Origin of the sequence: Mesorhizobium sp. AA23, from assembly GCF_001672435.1 — a bacterium.
In the GTDB taxonomy this organism is placed as follows: Bacteria; Pseudomonadota; Alphaproteobacteria; order Rhizobiales; family Rhizobiaceae; genus Mesorhizobium.
In genome coordinates this window covers 177,863-196,432 of sequence record NZ_LYTP01000003.1, presented here as the reverse complement: position 1 = coordinate 196,432, position 18,570 = coordinate 177,863, and the positions used below count along the sequence as shown (strand labels likewise).

Genomic DNA, 18,570 nt, shown 5'->3' with positions numbered 1-18,570 from the left:
TTCCGTTGGTCTCCTGCACAACTCATCGCTGCCGGCATGGTTCCGAAGCCGCAGGCAGCGCTGCGCCTCAGATTTCGAGCAGCGCGTAAGGACGGCCGGTCGGCTTCGCGATATGCATGGCGACGTTGTAGACGCTGGCCCCACCAGGGGTCCGGCCTTCATACGAGCCGCGATGGGCATGGCCATGCACCACGGCGCTTACCTTGAAGCGATCGATGGTTTCGGCCAGCCGCGAGGAGCCGAGGAACGGAAAGATTTCCGGAGGCTCTCCCGCCACGGTCTCCGGGACCGGCGCATAGTGGAGCACCACGAGCGTGCGCTTGGCGCGCACCTGCCGCATAGCATTCTCGAGCCGCATTGCCTCGTTGACGCTTTCGGCCACCATCGCCTTGATGGCCGGCTCACCGAAGGAGCCCAGCATCCTTCGACCGAAGCCGCCGACAAAACCCTTCACGCCGACGAAGCCGACATCGTTCAGTTCGATCGCCTGGCCATCGAGGAGATGGACCCCCGCCTGGCGGAGCGTTGCAGCGATCTGCTCGACGCAACCGGATTCGTAGTCATGATTGCCGAGAACCGCGACCACGGGAATCGAGCATGCGCGCAGATCCTCGGCCAGAAGTTCCGCCTCACGCGGTTTTCCGAGATTGGTGAGATCGCCTGTAAGGACCAGGACGTCGGCCTCGCGCGATATCTCGCCGAACAGGTCGCGGTACGAGGTCTGGGCATCTTCCTGAACATGCAGGTCGCCCATGGCGGCGACCTTGATGACACCGTTGCCGTTTGATTTGGCTGATGTGGCTGGTTCAGGCATCGCGCATCTCTCCAACGCCGCCGACGCCGGCAAACCCCCATTCCTTGACGTCGATCTCATAGTCGACCTGCGACAGCAGGCGGCCGCGGCAGATCTTCATTTTCGGCGACGGCAGCTGCCGTTGCCGCGCAAGCCGGCCCAGCAGTTCGTCGAGCAGCCAGTCTGGAATGCGGTCCCGCTCGCTGGGATAGATCCACCGGAAGTTGAGGACCTGCATCAGCAGCACCTCCCAATGGACATCGAGATAGGCGAGCAGCCTTTGCCAGTCGATCTGATCGTGCGCCTTGAGGATGGTGTGGGCGATGTCGGCGCCGTCGTGGCGTCCTCTGTCCTGGATAAAGCATTTCGACCAGATGAGCTCCGTTGGGCCGATGATGCGGACCCGGCTGCCCAGCAGCTCGACTTGGCGGGCATGCTCCAGCCACTGATCCTTGACCTGCATCGTGCCGTTGGCCGAGGCGAAGATAACATCGAAGAAATGCTTGCCCTCGAAGACCTTCCCGAGCCAGCGGTCGTCCCGGATCTCGACCGCATAGCCGATGTTCTTGAAGTGCTCGAGTATGCGCGCGCAATCTCCGGCCTTGCAGAAGATATCCAGATCCTTGGTTTGCCGAACCACGCCCGTATAGGCGCTCACCGCGTAGGTCCCGGCGACCAGGAAAGGAATGTCGGTAGCGGCGAGCTCGCGGATCGCATGGGTGTAGAACGCCTCCGCCGCGGCGCTTCTCAGCGTTGGCTCGGCTTTCGCGTCGATCACGGGGAGCGATGCTGGCAGACCCGGCAACTCATCGTTGGTCATCAACTGCTGCTCCGATTTCGGACCTTTCGATAACAGCCGCGGGGCCCGCTTGTTCCGCTGTCGGAGCTTGCGAAATGGGCCCGGCAACACCGTCCGGAGAGCAGGCAAGCCGCGCCGCGCGCGGAGCATTGCCGAAATCGCGTGAAAACAACGACTTGGGCGCGACAGCTTGGCTGGTGCGCTAGTCCTTTTGCTCGCGGTACAAGCGCTCGGTCGCGCGGTCGCTCTCGCGCCGTTCGACTGGACCTCTGTGACGGCGGGTGAAAAGCACGTAGATGATCGCAATGAGAAGGATCAGCGGACCGCCGGCAACAACGAATAGCCATAAATCGGAGCCGAACATGGCGTTTCCTTCCTGTCGAAGGTGGTTTCTCCAGCAACCTATCGCTGGTCTTGAGCTAACCGATAAGGGCTGCAAATGTTCCTGTCCAAGGGAGTAGGCGGCCTGCGTGGTCAGCCGCTTACGCGCCCGGCGGGATCGCCTTGGCGACCAATGTCCGGCCGTTGCGGCACCCTGAGCCAAACGGCCGAAGGCGGTAGCCGCCAGTTCGTTTGGGCCGCCGTATGCGCGCTGTCTCTTTGCCGAGAGCGGCGTCTTGACCAAACCGCAGCAGGAAAGGCCGTTCCGTCCAAGCGACTGCGGCGAGCAAGAACCTCTGAGGTGGGCTTGTCGTGGAACGCGGCCTTCGGATCACAGTTCCGGCAGACGCCATCTGAAAATCGACAGGCTCGGACTGGAACAAAGCCCTGAGTCGCTCGTTCGGCTCCGGCCCATCGAGCACAGGAGCTGGAAGCCATGAACATGCGGACACTTCTCGCGCCATTAGCCGTCGCTGCGACCTCCTCGTTTTTTCCGGCGGTCGCAGCCGATAACGCGCAAACCTTTGCCGGCCGATAGTAATCGATAGGAGACATCAAAATGCAGACGATCACCGCACTGTTCGACGATTATGACGATGCCGCCGATGCCGTGGGCGAGCTGGAGTCCATGGGCGTACCGCCGAGCGATCTCAGCATCATCGCCAACAATGCCGACGGCCGGCATTCTTCCGCGGCCGCCGAAGATGCAGCCAGTGGAGCCGGGATCGGGGCGGTCGTGGGCGGCGCCGGCGGCTTGGCGACGGGCCTCGGCGCCATAGCAATACCTGGCGTCGGTCCGGTCGTGGCGGCTGGCTGGCTGGCGGCGACAGCCGCGGGCGCGGCCGCGGGCGCAGTTGTCGGTGGAGCGGCCGGCGGCATCATCGGCAGTCTGACCGACGGCGGCGTGTCGGAGGGCGATGCCCATATCTATGCCGAAGGCATTCGCCGGGGCGGCACTCTGGTTACCGCTCGCGTCGAAGATGACCTCGCTCCGCAAGCACAAGCGATCCTCCACGATTCCAGGTCGGTGGACATCGGCGAACGGCGGAACGACTACGAAGCTGGCGGTTGGACCGGATTCGATCCGCGGGCCGGCGATTACCGTCAGCAGAGCAAATAGGAGTCAGCGTGAGACGAGTGCTGTTGCCGCTGATCCTGACGGTAGTTGTGCTGTTGGCATGTTACTGGGCCTTCGCCTATGTCCAGAGTAGCTGGCCGACGGCACCGTTGAAGCGGACACCTGAGCAGAACCAGGGCGGAAACGCACCCCAGGACACGTCTCCGGCCGCCGGCATAAAAAAGGATCCGCAAGGCAGCAACAAAATGCCGGGCAATCAATAGCGGCAGGCGTAAGCAGCAAGCATCAGGTGAGCGAGTTGCTTTCCGCCCGATCGCATGGCGCTTCTCTCATCCGCGCTCGACGAATTTGTTGAAACGGCTGGGCAAACCTTCCGCCGTTAGGTCTTGGTGCACGAAGGCAAGTTCGTTGTCATCCAATATGGCGAAGAACTCTTCCCATTCGACGGGCTGCAGATCCTCTTCCTGCTCGCCGAAGTCGACGCGCAGCACCGCTCGCTTGCCTGCAGTCCGCGCGACTGCAGGTCTGCCTTCGCGGGCTTCAATCCAAGCCCGGATCACCTCGTGATTTGTGGTTTTCAGTGGCTCGCTCATGATCAACCCTTCCGGCTAATCGCCAATCCTGGCGCTTTGCTCGTCAGCGAATGAGGATTCAATCCGCGTCCGGCTCGCTCGTTCCCGCGAAATCGCTCCTTGCCAGGCGGTGGCCTGGTGGGGTGGGCAAGGGAACCAACTGCCGCCCTACTGGTTCGGAATGCATTCATTGGAGCCTTGCCATGCCAAATGCAGCCGAAATTTTCGTCGACACTCCGGTTGCCTGGGATGTCGAGGTCATGTTCGGCCTGCCCGGCGATGGCATCAACGGCATCATGGAGGCTTTGCGGAAAAACCGGGACAAAATCTCCTTTGTCCAGGTGCGCCATGAAGAATCTGCCGCATTGATGGCTTGCGCCAGCATCGAGCGGACCGACGAGGTCGAGCGCGTTCTTGACGAAGCCTTGATGCCGAAGATGCCGCCCGATTATGCCAAGAATTTCCGCAAGGCGCTGCCGGAGACTCCGGGGCGCGAGCGGATCGAGGAGAACGTCGCGCGGGAGCCGGCCAGGACGATGATGGAAGCCGAGGGATGACGTTGCCGCAGCCGCTTGCGATTCCAACTTCCTGTTGAGGATGCACATGCTCGACCTGTCCCGCGAACGTCGCCGAATGGTCGATGTTCATCTCCGCCGCCGCGGCATTCATGATCGTGAGATTCTGGCAGCGATGCGCGAGGTCCCACGCGAGACTTTCGTGGACACTGGCTTCGAAGAATTTGCCTACGAGGATGGACCGCTGCCGATTGCCGAGGGCCAAACGATATCGCAGCCCTATATCGTCGCGTTGATGCTGGAAATGGCTGAGATCGGGCCCGGCGATCACGTCCTCGAGGTCGGCACGGGATCTGGCTACGCCGCCGCCGTGATGAGCCGCATCGTCGATCATGTCTACACGATGGAACGGCACGCCGGCCTTGCGGAAACCGCGAGACGGCGCTTCGAGACGCTTGGCTATCGCAACATCGATGTGCGCACCGGCGACGGCACCAAGGGCTGGCCCGAAGCGGCACCGTTCGATGCCATTGTCGTCGCGGCGAGCGGGCCCGGCGCGCCGCTCGCGCTGCAGCAGCAGTTGGATGTCGGCGGCAAGTTGGTCATTCCGGTCGGAGATGACCCTGACGAGCAGCGTCTCCTCAAAGTCACCCGCACGGGCGCTTCCACCTACAGCGAGGAAGATTTCGGTGCGGTGCGCTTTGTCCCTTTGATCGGCGAAGAAGGCTGGCAGGAGGACAACCGCATCCGAACCAGCCGTATCTCCCCGCTCTTGCCAGCGCGCAGTCTTCCGCAGATGATTGCCGCAGCGGCCGAACCGCTTCCGGAGTTCGATGATCCCGCCTTTGTGGAGGCCTTCGATCGCTTTGCCGACCGGCGGATCGTGCTGCTCGGCGAAGCGAGCCACGGCACATCCGAGTTCTATCGGGCGCGGGCTTGGATCACCAGAAGACTGATCGAGAAACATGGCTTCACGATCGTCGCCGCTGAAGCCGACTGGCCCGACGCCGCGGCGATCGACCGCTATGTGCGCCACCGCCCACCTTCGCCGCGCGCCGACATGCCTTTCCAGCGGTTTCCCACCTGGATGTGGCGCAACGCCGAATTCGCGGCATTCGTGGAGTGGCTGCGTGCGCACAACGAGCAGATCGAAACACCGGCAAGCCAGGCAGGGTTCTACGGCCCCGATATCTACAATATGAAAGGCTCGATCGCGGCGGTTTTGGAATATCTCGACCGCATCGATCCGGAGGCGGCAAGCATTGCCCGCGAACGCTACGGCTGCCTGACGCCGTGGCAGCACGAACCCGCCACCTATGGCCGGGCGGCGCTAACCCGAGGCTACCGGGAATGCGAGGAGGCGGTGCTGCGGCAATGCCGGGACATGCTGTCGCGTCAGCTCGATCACGCCGGCCAGGACGGCGACGAATTGTTCGATGCCGCGCAGAACGCCCGGCTCATCGCCTCCGCCGAGCACTACTATCGCGTGATGTACTATGGCGGCGCGCAATCCTGGAACCTGCGCGACACGCACATGTTCGACACACTGCAACATGTTATCGAAGCGCGTTCTCCCGATGCCAAGGCCGTGGTCTGGGCGCACAACTCCCATATCGGCGACGCCCGCTTCACGGAGATGGGAATCGTCAGGGACGAAGTGAACATCGGTCAGCTCTGTCGCCAGCGGTTCGGCGACGACGTAGCCCTCATCGGCTTCGGCACGCATGCCGGGACGGTCGCTGCCGCCAGGCATTGGGACGGCGAAATGGAAATCATGTCCGTGCGGCCTTCGCGCGAGGACAGCTACGAGCGGCTTTGCCACGACGCCGGCACCGCTCGTTTCCTGCTCGACCTTGGAGCCGATCCAGCCCTTCATGAACGGCTGACCGAACGTCGGCTGGAACGGTTCATCGGAGTGATCTATCGGCCGGAAACCGAACTGCACAGCCACTATGCCGACGCCTCGCTTGCGCGGCAATTCGATGCCTTCGTCTGGTTCGATGAAACTACCGCCGTGACGCCGCTCGGGCTGGAGCATGTGACGCGCGGTGTCCCCGACACCTACCCCTTCGGGGTGTAGGTGATGGACGGATGCATTCGACATCGCGCTATGCGGAACCTTCGGCGCACAGGTGATGCGGCGAGCGAAGACTACTATTCTTTCACGTAAGCACCAGGCTGGCGGCCGCCTTTGGGCGCTTTTGCATCCTTGGATTGCTTGGGGACCGATGGGCCCGCTCCGGAAGTCTTTTCCGTCGCAGGACCAGGCGTCGCCCGTCCCGGAGGGTTTTGCCCTTCCGACTGATGTGTCTTATCTTCCACCTCGCCCTGTCTGCGGGTGAGCCCAAAGCGATCGTGAGGCTTTTCGTTGCCGGCCGCAGCCTGCGAAAACCGGTCTGAGGGATCCGGATCGGTGTTGGCCGGGTACTTCCTGGCGCCGGTCTCGCGGCGGTTCTCGTCATTGCCCATGACACTCTCCGGGTTGATCTGAGGGATAACCAGATCGTCGGAAGAGCGTTCCCCGACCTGGCCGATAAGGGACGCGGGCAATCGGCTCCATCAGTCCGATGGAACAAACACGCCATCGCCCAATTAGGCAAACAGAGTTCGGAGGCCAAGCGCGGTCCGGTTGCGCCCGATCCGACAGTCGGCGCGGCTTCGGCTCCAAACACGAACAAGCCGGGCGGCTAGCAGCGGACGAAAGGATTTCTGATGCCCCGGATCGTTGCAGTGATCGCGATCGTGGTGATTTTGTTGATAACCGTTTGGGCCTGGATCGGCCGAGAGCCCGAGCGCCCGAGCGGCGGGAGCCAGCAGCCAGCGCCCCACGCGATCGACCAGAACGGCTGAGGCAATCGGCGACTTGCCGTTCTCACCGCATCGCCGTCTTCGCCGCATTGCGGTCTCGCGCGCCCTGCATGGACCTATCGCTCCGCGGATGGATCAACGTCCGAGCGCCGCCGGCGGCTGTCGCAACAGCCGCGATAGCGAGCAGGTTGAGACGCAGTCAGTGTATGAAGCGGCTTCTCAGCCAGGCAAAAATGCGATTGCCTGTGACAATTCTCCGGACGCGTCCAGCAGCCCAACTGGCCTGCATGGTTGCGCCGGTGTGGCAGCTGCAGACGACTTCATGCAACTGCCAATCGGAGAGTTCAAAGAAGCGTTTGGCTTCCCCATAGGTATCGGACTGCAGGCCCGAGGCCCTCAGCAGCGGGTCTTCGAACGCAACCGTCAGCGGGGATCCAGCCGCCCGCGCCTCTTCCCGCATGCCTGGATAGAGATACTCGGTGCCGGTGAGCGCGGCGAGACAGCGCAACGGATTCCGCTCGAGCAGTTCTGCCCACCTCTCTATCTTTTCAGTCCTTGTCGTGAGCGGCACCAGCGGATTGATATCAGCGACTGCGTGCAGTTGGTCGAGCGTTTGGTGTTTCATGATAGGCTCCCGTCCATACTTGGCTGACCGGCTTGTCCTGGCGGGGTCGGCAGGCCCGCGTCTGAGGTGCGGGCCGATCAGTGTTCCCCACCGATCTCCGGCAGGCGCCAAAAAAGCGGCGCCTGCAAATCATCGAACTGACAGTCGTCCCCAAAGTTCCGGATGAACACGGAATTCATTTGGAATGAGGTTCCGCAGTGCAGGACTGCACGGCGTTTCAGTTGCGAGCCCAGGCTGGACTAAGATGCAGGCGCATTGTCGAATATCTCATATCCAGTGATAGGAACGGGAGCATGGTCCTTTCTCAGGCCCCCGCGGTCCTCATTCCGCTGCCGCCTTCTTCCGTTTCGCCTCGTCGAAGTCGATTGACAGCACGATCTTTCCGTTGGCGTCGCGAACCCGGACGGCCCAGCCCTGCTGCCCACCTTCGGCGGCCGTGGCGTCAAGCAAACAATCGCCGAACGCAGCGCCTCGTCGTGCACGGCCTCCAGGTTCGGGAATTCCACGCCCTTGAGCTGCCGCACGCCATCATTGTCGCGATATTCGAATGTGAAGGGGCTGTCCGGCTTGGCGGGCTCGCTGAAGTCGCGGCTGCTCTGCTGCTCGGACCGGTTTTCCACGGTCTCGAAAACCGCGCACGGCACCATCATCTCTTTGGCGCGATCGATAAGAGCGGTCGCCGTACGTGGGCCGTGGATCGGATCCAGCCATTGTGACGGCAATCTTTTCGCCGCCCTCACCGAGAAATTCGACTGTCACCACGCCTTCCGACCTGGAAAGTATGTGGGTCTCGAGAACCTGCATCGGTGCCTCGTCATCTTAGATAACGAAGGTAAAAGCTGCCCAACAGGAAATGTTCCGGCCGCGCTCAGCGATTGATAGTTCCCCCTTCCCGGAAACGAGTTCCCGCACAGCAGCGTTTCTAGTTCGCGTTCAAGATCCCGTGGGAACACCGACGCCGGACAGATGTTTGGTAGCGAAGGAGCTGTCCGATGACCTCACCGAGCAAGCGAACACCCGCCGAGGATCGAGGCGAAATGCAGATGGGCTTTACCCGGGACAAGACGCCCGGATTCGACCCTTCTGCCGCCCCGCAGGAAACCGATGCAGAGGCGGGAGGGTCGACGAGTTCCGCCCATCGCGTCGCATCAGATGAACCGAAATTCACCAATCAGGCGAGCTTCGCCAACGCCATGCAGCGCCCCGAGAACGCGCCCGGCCTTCAGCCGAGCAGGAACGGGCCGGTGCTGGTGATTGCGGCGCTCGTGGTTCTGGCGGGCGCCGCTTTCCTGCTTGCCGCCCGGCTGGGTTGATGGATGCCGGCTCGCCGAGGAAGTGGCGCTCCAACCCGGAACGCCCGATGCAAGGTCTGATAGCTAGGGAGTATGTGCATGCCCATGTTGAAAAAGCTTCTACGCCATCTTTGGCGACGGAAAATCCAGCCGGCGGCCAATCCATCCCCAGTCGATGCGATCGTGCGGCTGTTGCGTGAAAGCGAGGAACGCAACGGATAGATTTTTGGATCGTGCCCGGTGCGCCCCGGCGCGCGAAATCCTCGAGCTCGTGCTCTTCTGCCACGGACGGTGTTTTAGCCCGCGCTGAGCGTTACCCGAATTCCTCCTCGGCGAAGGCGCCAAGCCTCCAGCCTTGTTTGCCTCGGCCTGCAAGCCAGCTTGATGTCGCTCACCGCACAGACAACTGCTATGCCGACTTGCGCCCCCGTGCAGAATTCTTCGTCTTTTTTCGTTTCGGCGCTCCCCTGGACTTCGGGGATTTGGGTTTTGCCCCGGCCTCCGCGCCGAGGCTCTTTTTCAGCGCATCGAACAAATTGACCACATTGGACGGCTTGGGTTCCGCCTTGGCTTTCGGCGCCTTCCTGCCGGCCTTTTTGGCGCGAACCAGTTCCAGCAGTGCCTCCTGATATCGATCTCGGAACTCGGTGGGATCGAACTTGCCCTTCTGCTTATCGATGATGTGCTCAGCCAACCCGATCATCTCGCTGTCGGGCTTTCCCGACTTGATCTCGGCGAAGACGCCGGCGGGCTCGCGCACGGTGTCGCCATAACGCAGGGTGGTCAGCATCATGCCCTTGCCGCGTGATTCGACCACCACCGGGCGTTCCCTCTGATAGAGCACGATGCGAGCGAGCCCGGCCATCTGCTTTTCGGCCAGCGCGTCGCGGATCACCGCAAAGGCCTCTTCCGAGACCTTGTCGGCGGGCGTCACGTAGTAGGGCGCGTCGAGATAGATCTGCTCGATCGACGATTTGTAGACGAAGCCGTCGAGATTGAGCGTGTGCGAAGACTCGATCTGCACCGCCTCGATGTCTTCCTCTTCGATGAAGATGAATTCGTCCTTGCCGACTTCGTAGCCCCTGACCTCGTCGTCTTTGTCCAGCGGCTTGCCGCTCTCGGCATCGACATAGACGCGCCGGACCCTGTTGCCGGTCTTGCGATTGAGCACGTGGAAGGAAACCTTCTCGGCATGGGTCACGACGTTCGTCAATTCGACGGCGCAGGTGACCAGCGACAGTTTGAGATAACCGCTCCAGGCGGGACGCGGCGCCATGGCGATCTCCTTGGCGACAGGAATGCAGCCGGAACGGCGAACGCACCGCTTCGGTTCCGACGTCGCAGGCCGGCGCATCGCGTCGGCTTCAGCCGGCTGAACCGCGAAGCAGCGCTGAACTTCCCGGCGGGAGAAGCAACGGGAGCTTCCGACAAGGGCTTGGCCCGACATAGTCGAGTTGCAGACATTTCGTTCGAAACGTCCGTGCCTCGCGGGATCATTCGGAACAATGGGCCTTCGGGCAAGTTGGATACGGCTCCAACGGCGAATTGATCTGGGACGACCGTGGCGACGCGGAAGATCGACAAGGACAGGCGTGAGCGCACCTCGAATGCGGCGCGCGAACTGCTTGAGACGGAACGACTGGCGCGCCAGGCAAAGACGGCGCGACTACGCGAGCAGCGTTTGGCCGCGGCACCGGCGGCAAAGTCGCCTCCTCCCGCAGCCAGGCCGGGCCGGACGCCCAAGAAGCGAAAAATCATAGATATCAGCTAGCGCCTGGCTCCGTTCGGCGCTGCCGCTTTAGGGCGGCCGCAAATCGATGACGCGTCCAGCCAGCTTCTCTCATTCCTTGGCCGCTGGCTCTCCAGGCCCAATCTCGGTCTCATCTAATATGTGCTCGTGAATGATGCCGAGGATTTGCAGCCTGACCGCCTCACGCGCCTCCGGCTGGATGAACGGCATGAGGAGATCGACCTTCTCCTTGACCCGCCGGGGCAGATCAGCGCTGGGATCGGTCAGCTGGCTGCCATGCTCATAGAGGTTGTCGGTAAGTTTCTTATCCAGATCGGAAAAGATGCCCATGGCTGTCGCTCCACATTGACGGCGGAACAGCCGTGCCCCGAATTGGTTCCGTCTCGCCGAGCCTCGTTTGCCGCGCGTTGCCGAATCCCAAGAATTCGAACGGAACAATCGCACTCTGCGCATGTTCGGCCGGACCACACTCGAACGGTCGGAGAACGAAATGGAAAGCGGAAAGCTCGCCGTGGTGACCGGCGCTTCCAGCGGCATCGGCAAGGAACTGGCGAAATTATGCGCGAGAGATGGCTACGAACTGGTGATCGTGGCCGACGAGCCGGCGATAGAGCCGGCTGCCGAGGCGCTGCAATCTCACCACGTTGCAGTCGAGGCGGTAGAAGCCGACCTCGCGACCGAGGAAGGGGCCAATCAACTGATCGCGAGGATTGGTGACCGCGCTATTGACCTTCTGTTCCTCAACGCGGGACGAGGCCTGGGCCGGGGCTTCATCGATCAGGACTGGCCCAAGGCGCGCCGCGTCATTGACACCAACATCACCGGCACGGTCTATCTGGCACATCGGCTCGGCCGGCAGATGGTCCGGCGTGGCCGCGGCCGGATCCTGTTCACGGGCTCCATCGCCGGCTTCATGCCCGGCACCTTCCAAGCGGTCTACAACGGCACCAAGGCCTTCATCGATTCTTTCGCCATCGCGCTGCGCCATGAGTTGAAGGACAGCGGTGTGACCGTGACAGTGCTGATGCCCGGCGCGACGCAGACCCGCTTCTTCGAGCGGGCCGACATGATGGACACCGAAATCGGGACTCAGGAGAAAGACAATCCGGCCGATGTGGCCAAGGACGGCTATGACGCCATGATGGCCGGAAAAGAGCAGGTCGTTAGCGGTTTGAAGAACAAGATGCAGGCTGCCGCGGCCCATGTCACGCCGGCCGGCACGCTGGCCGAGCAGCATCGCAAGGCCGCCGAACCGGGCTCCGCGAACAACGGATGAATCCGAGGCGCCGCCCGGGGAACATTCCAGCCGGGCGCAAGTTCGATGCACTCAATCCTCCAATCGACAGGAACGGCACGATGAAAGCGCTGACATGGCACGGCAAGGGCGATATCCGGTGCGACGCGGTCGCCGATCCCGCGATCGAGGACGACCGCGACATCATCATCAGGGTTACCTGCTGCGCCATTTGCGGTTCGGACCTGCATCTGATGGACGGCTATATGCCGACGATGAAATCGGGCGACGTGCTGGGCCATGAGACCATGGGCGAAGTGGTGGAGGTCGGCCGTGGACACAGCAAGTTCAAGAAGGGCGATCGCGTCGTCGTTCCCTTCAATATCTCATGCGGCGAATGCTGGTTTTGCCAGAACGGCCTGTTTTCACTCTGCGACCTGTCGAACCCCAACGCCGACCAGGCCGCCAAGGTCATGGGCCAGTCGCCCGCGGGCCTGTTCGGCTATTCGCATCTGGTCGGTGGCTATTGGGGCGGGCAAGCCGAGTATTTGCGCGTGCCTTTTGCCGATGTCGGCCCGATCAAGGTGCCGGACGGCATGGACGACGAACAGGTCCTGTTCCTCTCCGACATCTTCCCGACCGGCTATATGGCGGCGGAGAACGCCGGCATCCGGAAGGGCGACACCGTCGCCATCTGGGGCTGCGGGCCGGTCGGCCAGTTCGCGATCCAGGGCGCCTGGATGCTTGGCGCCGGACGCGTGATCGCCATCGACAAGGTGCCGGAGCGGCTTGCTATGGCGCGCGACCACGGCAAGGCCGAGACCCTCGATTTCAGCAACGTGAATATTTACGATGCCCTGATCGCCATGACCAACGGTCGCGGCCCGGACAGTTGCATCGACTGTGTCGGCACCGAAGCCGATGCCAGCGCCACCCCGGATTCCATGCTCGATAAGGTCAAGGCGAGTGTCTATCTTGGCACCGACCGGCCGCATGTGCTGCGCGAGGCGATCTATTGCTGTCGCAAGGGAGGCACCATTTCGGTGCCCGGCGTCTATATCGGCCTTGTCGACCACATCCCGTTCGGCGCGGCGATGAACAAGGGGCTGACGTTCCGCATGGGACAAACCCACACGCAACGCTATCTCGAGCCTCTCCTGCACAAGGTCCAAAGCGGTGACATCGACCCGTCCTTCGTGATCACCCACCGCGCCGGGCTCGAGGCCGGACCCGACCTCTACAGGAAGTTCCGCGACAAGCAGGACGGCTGCATCAAGGTCGTGATGCGCCCTCACGGGTGACCACGTCTTTGCCCGGAACTCGCCCGGGCGCCCTGTCGTTGCGATCAGGTAAGGAAGTATCAAATGGCTCAACTGAAAAACACATCTCGGCCGGCCACCAGGTCACCGAACGCCGAAGGCCTTCCGCGTCCTGACCGCGATGCGATGGATAGCGACGCCGGCGCGAGACCGGCAGTTCCCAAAACAGCCGGCGCCGCCGAGGAACAGTCGACATCACCGCTCGACAGCAAGGTTGCCAATCGCAATGCCGGTCGCAAGCGCGAGGCCGGAACCACCCCGCGCCCGACCGACAAGCCATTGGATTGAGGCAACCGGGGCGGCGCGGCAGCCTGCCGCCCCGTCGGGCCGCTTGCGTGCGTTCGCTGCTGGTTACCTGCCGCCCGCGTCAACCATTCCCGCTCCGCTCGACAAATTTGTTGAAGCGGCTCTTTCCTCCGCTCCCGGCCTTGTCCTGATGGAGGAAGGCAAGGTCGTTCTCGTCGAAGATCCGGAAGAACTCATCCCACTCGATCGGTTCGAGCGCTTCGTCCGGCTCGCCGAAGTCGATGCGCAGGATGCCGCCCTCGCCCTTGGTGCGAACCACGGCGGGATGGCCGTCCCTCTCCTCAACCCATTTGCGAATTTCGTCGTGATTGGTGGTCGTCTTCGCTTCAGACATGGCATTCCCTTTCTCGCCGCACGTCGGTGAGCGGCCCTAACAGCGCGCAAAGGGCAATGTTCCCAGGCATGCGGGCGACCCGCCGACAGCTTCGCCACGGAGGGAACTTTGATGAAGCAGGGAACAAACCTTTTGTCCCGAAGTTCGGGAGCCCAACGCTAAATCGGCCCCAACGCTAAATCGGCCCCAACGCTAACTCGGCAAGGAGTTCTCGTGAAACGTGTCCTGGTTACGGGAGGCTGCGGTTTCATTGGCCGGCATGTCGCCCAGGAACTCATCGAGCATGGCTACGAGGTCCGTGTCCTGGACGCACTCCTGGACCAAGTGCACGGCAATGAAGCCGTCAGCATTCCAGCTGGCGCCGAGCTGATACGGGGAGATGTACGTGATCGAGACGCGGTCGCCGACGCGGTAGCGGATGTTGACACCGTCATCCACCTCGCTGCCGAGGTCGGCGTCGGCCAATCCATGTACGAGATCGCCCGATATGTCGGCACCAACGATCTCGGCACCGCGACCCTGCTCGAGGCGTTGATCAAGAAACCAGTCGAACGCATTGTCGTCGCATCGTCGATGAGCATCTACGGCGAAGGCCTCTACAAGACACCAGACGGGCGGCGTATCGACGATGCCCATCGCAAGCCAAGCGACATCAGGATCGGCCAATGGGACCCGCTGTCGGCTGCCGGCGAAGCGCTGTCGCCGATTCCGACCGACGAGGAGAAACGTCCTGACCTCGCTTCGATCTACGCGCTGACCAAATATGCGCAGGAACGCGCGGTGCTGATCTTCGGTCAGGCTTATGACGTGGATGCGGTGGCATTGCGCCTGTTCAACGTCTTCGGCGCCGGTCAAGCGCTCGCAAATCCCTACACCGGCGTGCTTGCCAACTTCGCTTCGCGGCTCGCCAACGGCAAGCGGCCGATGATCTTCGAGGACGGCGAGCAAAAGCGCGACTTCGTCCATGTGCGCGATGTCGCCCGGGCTTTTCGGCTGGCGCTGGAGCAACGCCAGGCAGCCGGCCACGCGATCAATATCGGCAGCGGACGGTCCTACACCATCAGCGAGGTCGCTCGATTGCTTGCAGAAGCGATGGGCGTTCCGAAGCGGCCGCCCGAAATCCTCGGCAAGGCGCGCTCCGGCGACATCCGCAACTGCTTTGCCGACATTGCCAAGGCGCGCGAGCTGCTTGGCTTCGAGCCGAGCCATCGGCTTGAGAACTCCCTCGGTGAATTCGCGGCCTGGGTTCGCAACACCGTCGTCATCGACCGCGGCGCTGACATGAAGCGCGAACTTGAAGAGCGGGGGCTGGTGTCATGAGTGAGCGGCATCGCGGCCTTGGCAAAGCGCCGGTGGCCGTCATCGGCGGCAGCGGCTTCATAGGCTCAAACCTCGCCGACAGCCTGTTGTCGGATGGCGAGCCCGTTCTGGTCATCGACAATCTCAGCCGAGCCGGCGTCGAGCAGAACCTCGAATGGCTGGCGCAAAAGCACGGCAGCGATCTTAGAGTTGAAACCGTAGACGTGCGCGACCAAGCCAGACTGGCCTCCGTGCTGACGCCAGCAAGAGCGATCTTCCATCTGGCCGCCCAGACCGCCGTGACCACGAGCCTGATCGATCCCGCGGAGGACCTCGACATCAATCTCAAAGGCACCTTCAACGTGCTTGAGGCGGCGCGCCAGGTGAGCGCCCCGGTAATCTTCGCCAGCACTAACAAGGTCTACGGCAGCTTGCCCCAGCTCGCGGTGCGGGAAACGGACGACCGTTACGAGCCTTGCGACGAAGCCATCCGCGCCAATGGCGTCGACGAGACGATCGGGCTCCATTTCTGCACGCCCTATGGCTGCTCCAAGGGCGCTGCGGACCAGTATGTCCTTGATTATGCCAAGTCCTATGGCCTGCCGACAGCGGTGCTGCGCATGAGCTGCATCTATGGACCGCGCCAGTTCGGCACCGAGGACCAGGGCTGGGTCGCGCATTTCCTCCTCAGCGCGCTCAGCGGCCGGCCCATCACCGTCTATGGCGACGGCAAGCAGGTGCGCGACATCCTGCATGTGTCCGACGCGGTTGCCGCCTATCGCGGAGTGCTGGCCAGGATCGAAGACCTCAAGGGACAGGCGTTCAATCTTGGCGGCGGACCGCGGAATGCCGTCAGCCTGCGCTCGCTGCTGTCGGAGATCGCCATCATGACCGGCCGCGACATCGTGGTGCGGCAGGATCTCGAACGCACCGGCGACCAGCCCTTCTTCATCGCCGATACCCGCAAGATAGAGGCCGCGCTTGGCTGGCGGGCGCATGTCCCGTGGCGCGAAGGCATCAGCGACCTTGCCGGCTGGCTGTTGCGGCACCGTCTTCAGCCGCACGCTGAAGTGGCGAGGTACGTCGCATGAAAGTCGCACTGGTCAATCCACGTTGGACGTATGAACACAGCATCTATTTCGGCTGCCGCCAGCCGCATCTGCCCCTGGAGCTTGGCTACTGCAAAGCGCTCTTGGAGACCGACGGCCACAGCGTACTGATGCTGGACGGGCAGTTGCAGCATCTCGACAACGCGGAACTTGCCGAGCGCGTGGCGGCGTACGGGCCGGAAATGACCGTCGTGACCACCGCGCCGACCTATCTGTTCTGGCGCTGCGCGCCGCCGGAGCTGCGGGTGCCGGCAGAATTCCTGAAGCATCTCGCCGGGCGCGGCGGGCGCACCGCCGCCGTCGGGCCGCATGGCTCGGCGACGCCGGCCCCTACCCTGCGCAAGCTTGGCGTCGATGTCGTCGTGCGCGGCGAATGCGAGGAGGTGGTGGCGGAGCTTGCCGGGCGCGGCGAATGGAGCGCCGTCCCTCACACGGCGCGGCTCGAGAGCGGCGTGCTGGCCTGCAACGGTGGCGTGAGCGTCAGCCGCTTCGTCGACCACCCGGCACTTCATTGGCCGTCCGATTGGATTGCGGCCCATTCGCACCACCATCATCGGTTCGACGCGGACCAGAAGGGCGCCGGTGCCGAGGTGGAAGCTTCGCGGGGTTGCCCCTATAATTGCAGCTTCTGCGCCAAGATCGATTTTCGCGACGCCTACCGCCGCAGGAACCACGACGCGGTCGTCGCCGAGATCGACGGTCTGATCGCCCAGGGCGTCGGCTACATCTACTTCATCGACGAGATTTTCCTGCCCCAGAAGGCGCTGCTCGAGGCCCTTGTCGACCGCGATATCCAATTCGGCGTTCAGACGCGCATCGACCTCTGGAAACCGGAGTTGCTGGAATTGTTGGGCGAGGCCGGCTGCGTCTCGATCGAAGCTGGCCTGGAAAGCCTGACCGTCGAAGGCCGCGAGATGCTGGCCAAGCGCTGTCGGCTGGGCACCGAGGAATTGGCCGCGCTGCTGGTCGATGCCCGCCGCCATGTTCCTTTCGTCCAAGCCAATCTGATCGGCGTGGTCGAGGACGATCCGGCCCTGGTGGAGTATTGGCGCAAGCACCTCATCGACAACGGCGTCTGGGCCAACGAGCCGGTGCCGCTCTATCCCTATCCGAGCTCGCCAAGTTACCGCGAGCTGTGGGGCGAACCCGACGATTTCGCCTGGGAGCGCGCGCATGAGCACTATCTGGCTTCGTTCCGGACGTTCAGCGACATCCAGGACCAGCGCCCGCGCGCGCTGGCCGAATTGGAGTCCTCATGCTGCAATCATTGATCCATCGCCCGCGGCGCATCCTGATGACCACCGACTCCGTCGGTGGCGTCTGGCGATATTCGCTCGACCTGGCGCGCGAGCTCACCAACCGAGGGGACAGCGTCGTGCTGGCCGGGCTAGGGCCTCGGCCTTCTCGGGAGCAGGCACAAGAGGCGCAATCCTTCGCGACGCTCGCATGGCTCGAGACCCCTCCGGACTGGATGACGCGCAACGAGAGCGATCTCGACCGCCTGCCCGGCGAGCTTCGCGAGCTTGCAACGACCTCTGCCGCGGACCTCGTTCATCTTAACGCTCCGGCCCAGGCGGCCGAGGTCGATCTGCCCTGCCCCATTCTCACGGTCTCGCATTCCTGCGTCGTGACGTGGCTGCATGCCGTGCGGGGTCAGGTCCCGACCGACGGCTGGGCCTGGCAGAAAGACCGCAACCGGGCTGGTTTCAATCGCGCCGATATTGTGGTGGCACCCAGCCGAAGCCACGCCGACATGCTTGAGGCCTGCTACGGGCCGGTCGCGCGGCTAAGTGTTGTCCACAACAGTGCTCTTCCCGGCCCGGTCGCCTCGCGGCGCGAGCCTTTCGTCCTGGCCGCCGCCCGCTGGTGGGATGAAGGAAAGAATGCGGCGGTGCTGGATGCCGCGGCTGCCATAACCGAATGGCCGGTCCATGCCGCCGGCCCCCTCGACGGGCCGGACGGGCAGATGGCGTGTCTCGATCATTGCGTCGCGCTCGGCTCGATCGGCTATGCCCAAGTGCGTCAGCGGATGGCGCGCGCTGGCATTTTCGTCTCGCCATCGATCTACGAGCCCTTCGGGCTTGCCGCGCTGGAAGCCGCGCTCTCGGGCGCGCCGCTGGTCCTCGCCGACATTGCGACCTATCGCGAGCTCTGGGACGGCGCGGCTATGTTCTTCGACGCGCGCGATCCGCATGCGCTTGCCGGATGCATAGCCCACCTCTCCCGCGACGAAAACTTGCGGCGCCAGCTCGGCCGGCGCGCCGTCCGTCGCGCGCGCAGTTTTTCGCCGCAGGCGCAGGCGGCCGCGATGAGTGAAATCTACGATCGCGCGGCGATGGCCGTCGCAGGGCGCTGA

23 protein-coding genes are annotated in these 18,570 nt (G+C 63.1%); 13 read left to right on the top strand and 10 right to left on the bottom strand.

Annotation, left to right across the window (positions count from 1 at the left end):
- Positions 1-67: 67 nt before the first annotated feature.
- The 3 genes from A9K66_RS05435 to A9K66_RS30665 all read right to left on the bottom strand — a co-directional run bounded on the left by A9K66_RS05435 (position 68) and on the right by A9K66_RS30665 (position 1,956).
- Positions 68-814: a metallophosphoesterase gene (locus tag A9K66_RS05435; RefSeq protein WP_067320643.1), complete on the bottom strand. Its 747-nt coding sequence runs from the start codon at positions 812-814 to the stop codon at positions 68-70.
- Entirely contained in the window at positions 807-1,613 is an 807-nt protein-coding gene (locus A9K66_RS05430) for a nucleotidyltransferase (protein WP_067320790.1), read from the bottom strand. Before A9K66_RS05430 ends, A9K66_RS05435 begins: the two co-directional genes overlap by 8 nt.
- 181 nt (positions 1,614-1,794) lie before the next feature.
- Positions 1,795-1,956 carry a hypothetical protein gene (locus A9K66_RS30665; protein WP_082953723.1) on the bottom strand — a complete coding sequence of 54 codons (162 nt, stop codon included), beginning with the start codon at positions 1,954-1,956 and terminating at the stop codon, positions 1,795-1,797.
- Positions 1,957-2,532: 576 nt separating this feature from the next.
- Between A9K66_RS30665 and A9K66_RS05425 the strand changes: the two genes are divergently transcribed.
- Together A9K66_RS05425 and A9K66_RS29090 are read left to right on the top strand one after the other, a co-directional pair.
- Positions 2,533-3,093, top strand: a complete 561-nt coding sequence (locus tag A9K66_RS05425; protein WP_067320640.1) for a hypothetical protein — start codon at positions 2,533-2,535, stop codon at positions 3,091-3,093.
- A gap of 8 nt (positions 3,094-3,101) precedes the next feature.
- The gene (locus tag A9K66_RS29090; protein WP_082953722.1) at positions 3,102-3,314 is read left to right on the top strand and encodes a hypothetical protein; all 213 of its coding nucleotides are present in this window, start codon (positions 3,102-3,104) and stop codon (positions 3,312-3,314) included.
- Positions 3,315-3,380: 66 nt separating this feature from the next.
- Here the strand turns inward: A9K66_RS29090 and A9K66_RS05420 are convergent, their stop codons facing one another.
- On the bottom strand, positions 3,381-3,644 hold the full coding sequence (locus A9K66_RS05420; protein WP_067320787.1) for a hypothetical protein: 264 nt from the start codon (positions 3,642-3,644) through the stop codon (positions 3,381-3,383).
- A 182-nt stretch (positions 3,645-3,826) separates the two neighbouring features.
- Between A9K66_RS05420 and A9K66_RS31425 the strand changes: the two genes are divergently transcribed.
- On the top strand, positions 3,827-4,180 hold the full coding sequence (locus A9K66_RS31425; protein ID WP_067320637.1) for a thiamine pyrophosphate-binding protein: 354 nt from the start codon (positions 3,827-3,829) through the stop codon (positions 4,178-4,180).
- Positions 4,181-4,226: 46 nt separating this feature from the next.
- Positions 4,227-6,218, top strand: coding sequence for a protein-L-isoaspartate(D-aspartate) O-methyltransferase (locus A9K66_RS05410; RefSeq protein ID WP_067320784.1), 1,992 nt, complete (start codon positions 4,227-4,229; stop codon positions 6,216-6,218).
- 74 nt (positions 6,219-6,292) lie between these two features.
- Here the strand turns inward: A9K66_RS05410 and A9K66_RS05405 are convergent, their stop codons facing one another.
- The 3 genes from A9K66_RS05405 to A9K66_RS31420 form a co-directional block, all read right to left on the bottom strand.
- Complete coding sequence (locus A9K66_RS05405) at positions 6,293-6,607, bottom strand: hypothetical protein (RefSeq protein ID WP_067320781.1); 315 nt, start codon at positions 6,605-6,607, stop codon at positions 6,293-6,295.
- A 538-nt stretch (positions 6,608-7,145) separates the two neighbouring features.
- Complete coding sequence (locus A9K66_RS05400) at positions 7,146-7,571, bottom strand: hypothetical protein (RefSeq protein WP_067320635.1); 426 nt, start codon at positions 7,569-7,571, stop codon at positions 7,146-7,148.
- 321 nt (positions 7,572-7,892) lie between these two features.
- Positions 7,893-8,021 carry a hypothetical protein gene (locus A9K66_RS31420; protein WP_280944310.1) on the bottom strand — a complete coding sequence of 43 codons (129 nt, stop codon included), beginning with the start codon at positions 8,019-8,021 and terminating at the stop codon, positions 7,893-7,895.
- A gap of 60 nt (positions 8,022-8,081) precedes the next feature.
- Here A9K66_RS31420 and A9K66_RS30055 point away from each other — a divergent pair, with 60 nt between their 5' ends.
- Positions 8,082-8,450, top strand: coding sequence for a hypothetical protein (locus A9K66_RS30055; protein ID WP_197507456.1), 369 nt, complete (start codon positions 8,082-8,084; stop codon positions 8,448-8,450).
- Positions 8,451-8,563: 113 nt separating this feature from the next.
- Positions 8,564-8,884, top strand: coding sequence for a hypothetical protein (locus A9K66_RS05390; protein WP_067320624.1), 321 nt, complete (start codon positions 8,564-8,566; stop codon positions 8,882-8,884).
- Between the two features lie 388 nt (positions 8,885-9,272).
- Here A9K66_RS05390 and A9K66_RS05385 read toward each other — a convergent pair whose 3' ends face one another.
- Together A9K66_RS05385 and A9K66_RS05375 are read right to left on the bottom strand one after the other, a co-directional pair.
- A complete protein-coding gene (locus A9K66_RS05385) occupies positions 9,273-10,139 on the bottom strand; it encodes a Ku protein (protein ID WP_067320778.1) in 867 nt (288 codons plus the stop codon).
- Positions 10,140-10,703: 564 nt separating this feature from the next.
- Entirely contained in the window at positions 10,704-10,943 is a 240-nt protein-coding gene (locus tag A9K66_RS05375) for a hypothetical protein (protein WP_067320622.1), read from the bottom strand.
- Positions 10,944-11,103: 160 nt separating this feature from the next.
- Between A9K66_RS05375 and A9K66_RS05370 the strand changes: the two genes are divergently transcribed.
- The 3 genes from A9K66_RS05370 to A9K66_RS30050 all read left to right on the top strand — a co-directional run bounded on the left by A9K66_RS05370 (position 11,104) and on the right by A9K66_RS30050 (position 13,454).
- Entirely contained in the window at positions 11,104-11,889 is a 786-nt protein-coding gene (locus A9K66_RS05370; RefSeq protein ID WP_067320775.1) for an SDR family NAD(P)-dependent oxidoreductase, read from the top strand.
- Positions 11,890-11,969: 80 nt separating this feature from the next.
- The gene (locus A9K66_RS05365; RefSeq protein WP_067320772.1) at positions 11,970-13,148 is read left to right on the top strand and encodes a zinc-dependent alcohol dehydrogenase; all 1,179 of its coding nucleotides are present in this window, start codon (positions 11,970-11,972) and stop codon (positions 13,146-13,148) included.
- Positions 13,149-13,211: 63 nt separating this feature from the next.
- Positions 13,212-13,454, top strand: a complete 243-nt coding sequence (locus tag A9K66_RS30050) for a hypothetical protein (protein WP_127242060.1) — start codon at positions 13,212-13,214, stop codon at positions 13,452-13,454.
- Positions 13,455-13,533: 79 nt separating this feature from the next.
- On the opposite strand, the gene A9K66_RS05360 is transcribed toward A9K66_RS30050, so the two are convergent.
- On the bottom strand, positions 13,534-13,806 hold the full coding sequence (locus A9K66_RS05360) for a hypothetical protein (RefSeq protein ID WP_067320620.1): 273 nt from the start codon (positions 13,804-13,806) through the stop codon (positions 13,534-13,536).
- 213 nt (positions 13,807-14,019) lie between these two features.
- Between A9K66_RS05360 and A9K66_RS05355 the strand changes: the two genes are divergently transcribed.
- Genes A9K66_RS05355 through A9K66_RS05340 form a run of 4 tightly spaced genes read left to right on the top strand, consistent with a single transcriptional unit; the run spans position 14,020 to position 18,570 of the window.
- Positions 14,020-15,126, top strand: a complete 1,107-nt coding sequence (locus A9K66_RS05355) for an SDR family NAD(P)-dependent oxidoreductase (protein ID WP_067320618.1) — start codon at positions 14,020-14,022, stop codon at positions 15,124-15,126.
- A complete protein-coding gene (locus tag A9K66_RS05350; protein ID WP_067320615.1) occupies positions 15,123-16,196 on the top strand; it encodes an NAD-dependent epimerase/dehydratase family protein in 1,074 nt (357 codons plus the stop codon). Before A9K66_RS05355 ends, A9K66_RS05350 begins: the two co-directional genes overlap by 4 nt.
- The gene (locus A9K66_RS05345) at positions 16,193-17,485 is read left to right on the top strand and encodes a TIGR04295 family B12-binding domain-containing radical SAM protein (protein ID WP_067320612.1); all 1,293 of its coding nucleotides are present in this window, start codon (positions 16,193-16,195) and stop codon (positions 17,483-17,485) included. The genes A9K66_RS05350 and A9K66_RS05345 overlap by 4 nt, the downstream gene beginning before the upstream one ends.
- Positions 17,470-18,570: a glycosyltransferase family 4 protein gene (locus A9K66_RS05340; protein ID WP_067320609.1), complete on the top strand. Its 1,101-nt coding sequence runs from the start codon at positions 17,470-17,472 to the stop codon at positions 18,568-18,570. Before A9K66_RS05345 ends, A9K66_RS05340 begins: the two co-directional genes overlap by 16 nt.

Bases quoted from the DNA above. Each gene is read 5' to 3' on its own strand.
- A9K66_RS05390 (WP_067320624.1), top strand. From the start codon at position 8,564: ATGACCTCACCGAGCAAGCGAACACCCGCCGAGGATCGAGGCGAAATG.
- A9K66_RS30050 (WP_127242060.1), top strand. From the start codon at position 13,212: ATGGCTCAACTGAAAAACACATCTCGGCCGGCCACCAGGTCACCGAAC.
- A9K66_RS05350 (WP_067320615.1), top strand. From the start codon at position 15,123: ATGAGTGAGCGGCATCGCGGCCTTGGCAAAGCGCCGGTGGCCGTCATC.
- A9K66_RS30665 (WP_082953723.1), bottom strand. From the start codon at position 1,956: ATGTTCGGCTCCGATTTATGGCTATTCGTTGTTGCCGGCGGTCCGCTG.
- A9K66_RS05370 (WP_067320775.1), top strand. From the start codon at position 11,104: ATGGAAAGCGGAAAGCTCGCCGTGGTGACCGGCGCTTCCAGCGGCATC.
- A9K66_RS05410 (WP_067320784.1), top strand. From the start codon at position 4,227: ATGCTCGACCTGTCCCGCGAACGTCGCCGAATGGTCGATGTTCATCTC.
- A9K66_RS05435 (WP_067320643.1), bottom strand. From the start codon at position 814: ATGCCTGAACCAGCCACATCAGCCAAATCAAACGGCAACGGTGTCATC.
- A9K66_RS05360 (WP_067320620.1), bottom strand. From the start codon at position 13,806: ATGTCTGAAGCGAAGACGACCACCAATCACGACGAAATTCGCAAATGG.
- A9K66_RS05405 (WP_067320781.1), bottom strand. From the start codon at position 6,607: ATGGGCAATGACGAGAACCGCCGCGAGACCGGCGCCAGGAAGTACCCG.
- A9K66_RS05430 (WP_067320790.1), bottom strand. From the start codon at position 1,613: ATGACCAACGATGAGTTGCCGGGTCTGCCAGCATCGCTCCCCGTGATC.
- A9K66_RS05365 (WP_067320772.1), top strand. From the start codon at position 11,970: ATGAAAGCGCTGACATGGCACGGCAAGGGCGATATCCGGTGCGACGCG.
- A9K66_RS05400 (WP_067320635.1), bottom strand. From the start codon at position 7,571: ATGAAACACCAAACGCTCGACCAACTGCACGCAGTCGCTGATATCAAT.
- A9K66_RS05340 (WP_067320609.1), top strand. From the start codon at position 17,470: ATGCTGCAATCATTGATCCATCGCCCGCGGCGCATCCTGATGACCACC.
- A9K66_RS05385 (WP_067320778.1), bottom strand. From the start codon at position 10,139: ATGGCGCCGCGTCCCGCCTGGAGCGGTTATCTCAAACTGTCGCTGGTC.
- A9K66_RS31425 (WP_067320637.1), top strand. From the start codon at position 3,827: ATGCCAAATGCAGCCGAAATTTTCGTCGACACTCCGGTTGCCTGGGAT.
- A9K66_RS05420 (WP_067320787.1), bottom strand. From the start codon at position 3,644: ATGAGCGAGCCACTGAAAACCACAAATCACGAGGTGATCCGGGCTTGG.
- A9K66_RS05425 (WP_067320640.1), top strand. From the start codon at position 2,533: ATGCAGACGATCACCGCACTGTTCGACGATTATGACGATGCCGCCGAT.
- A9K66_RS05375 (WP_067320622.1), bottom strand. From the start codon at position 10,943: ATGGGCATCTTTTCCGATCTGGATAAGAAACTTACCGACAACCTCTAT.
- A9K66_RS05345 (WP_067320612.1), top strand. From the start codon at position 16,193: ATGAAAGTCGCACTGGTCAATCCACGTTGGACGTATGAACACAGCATC.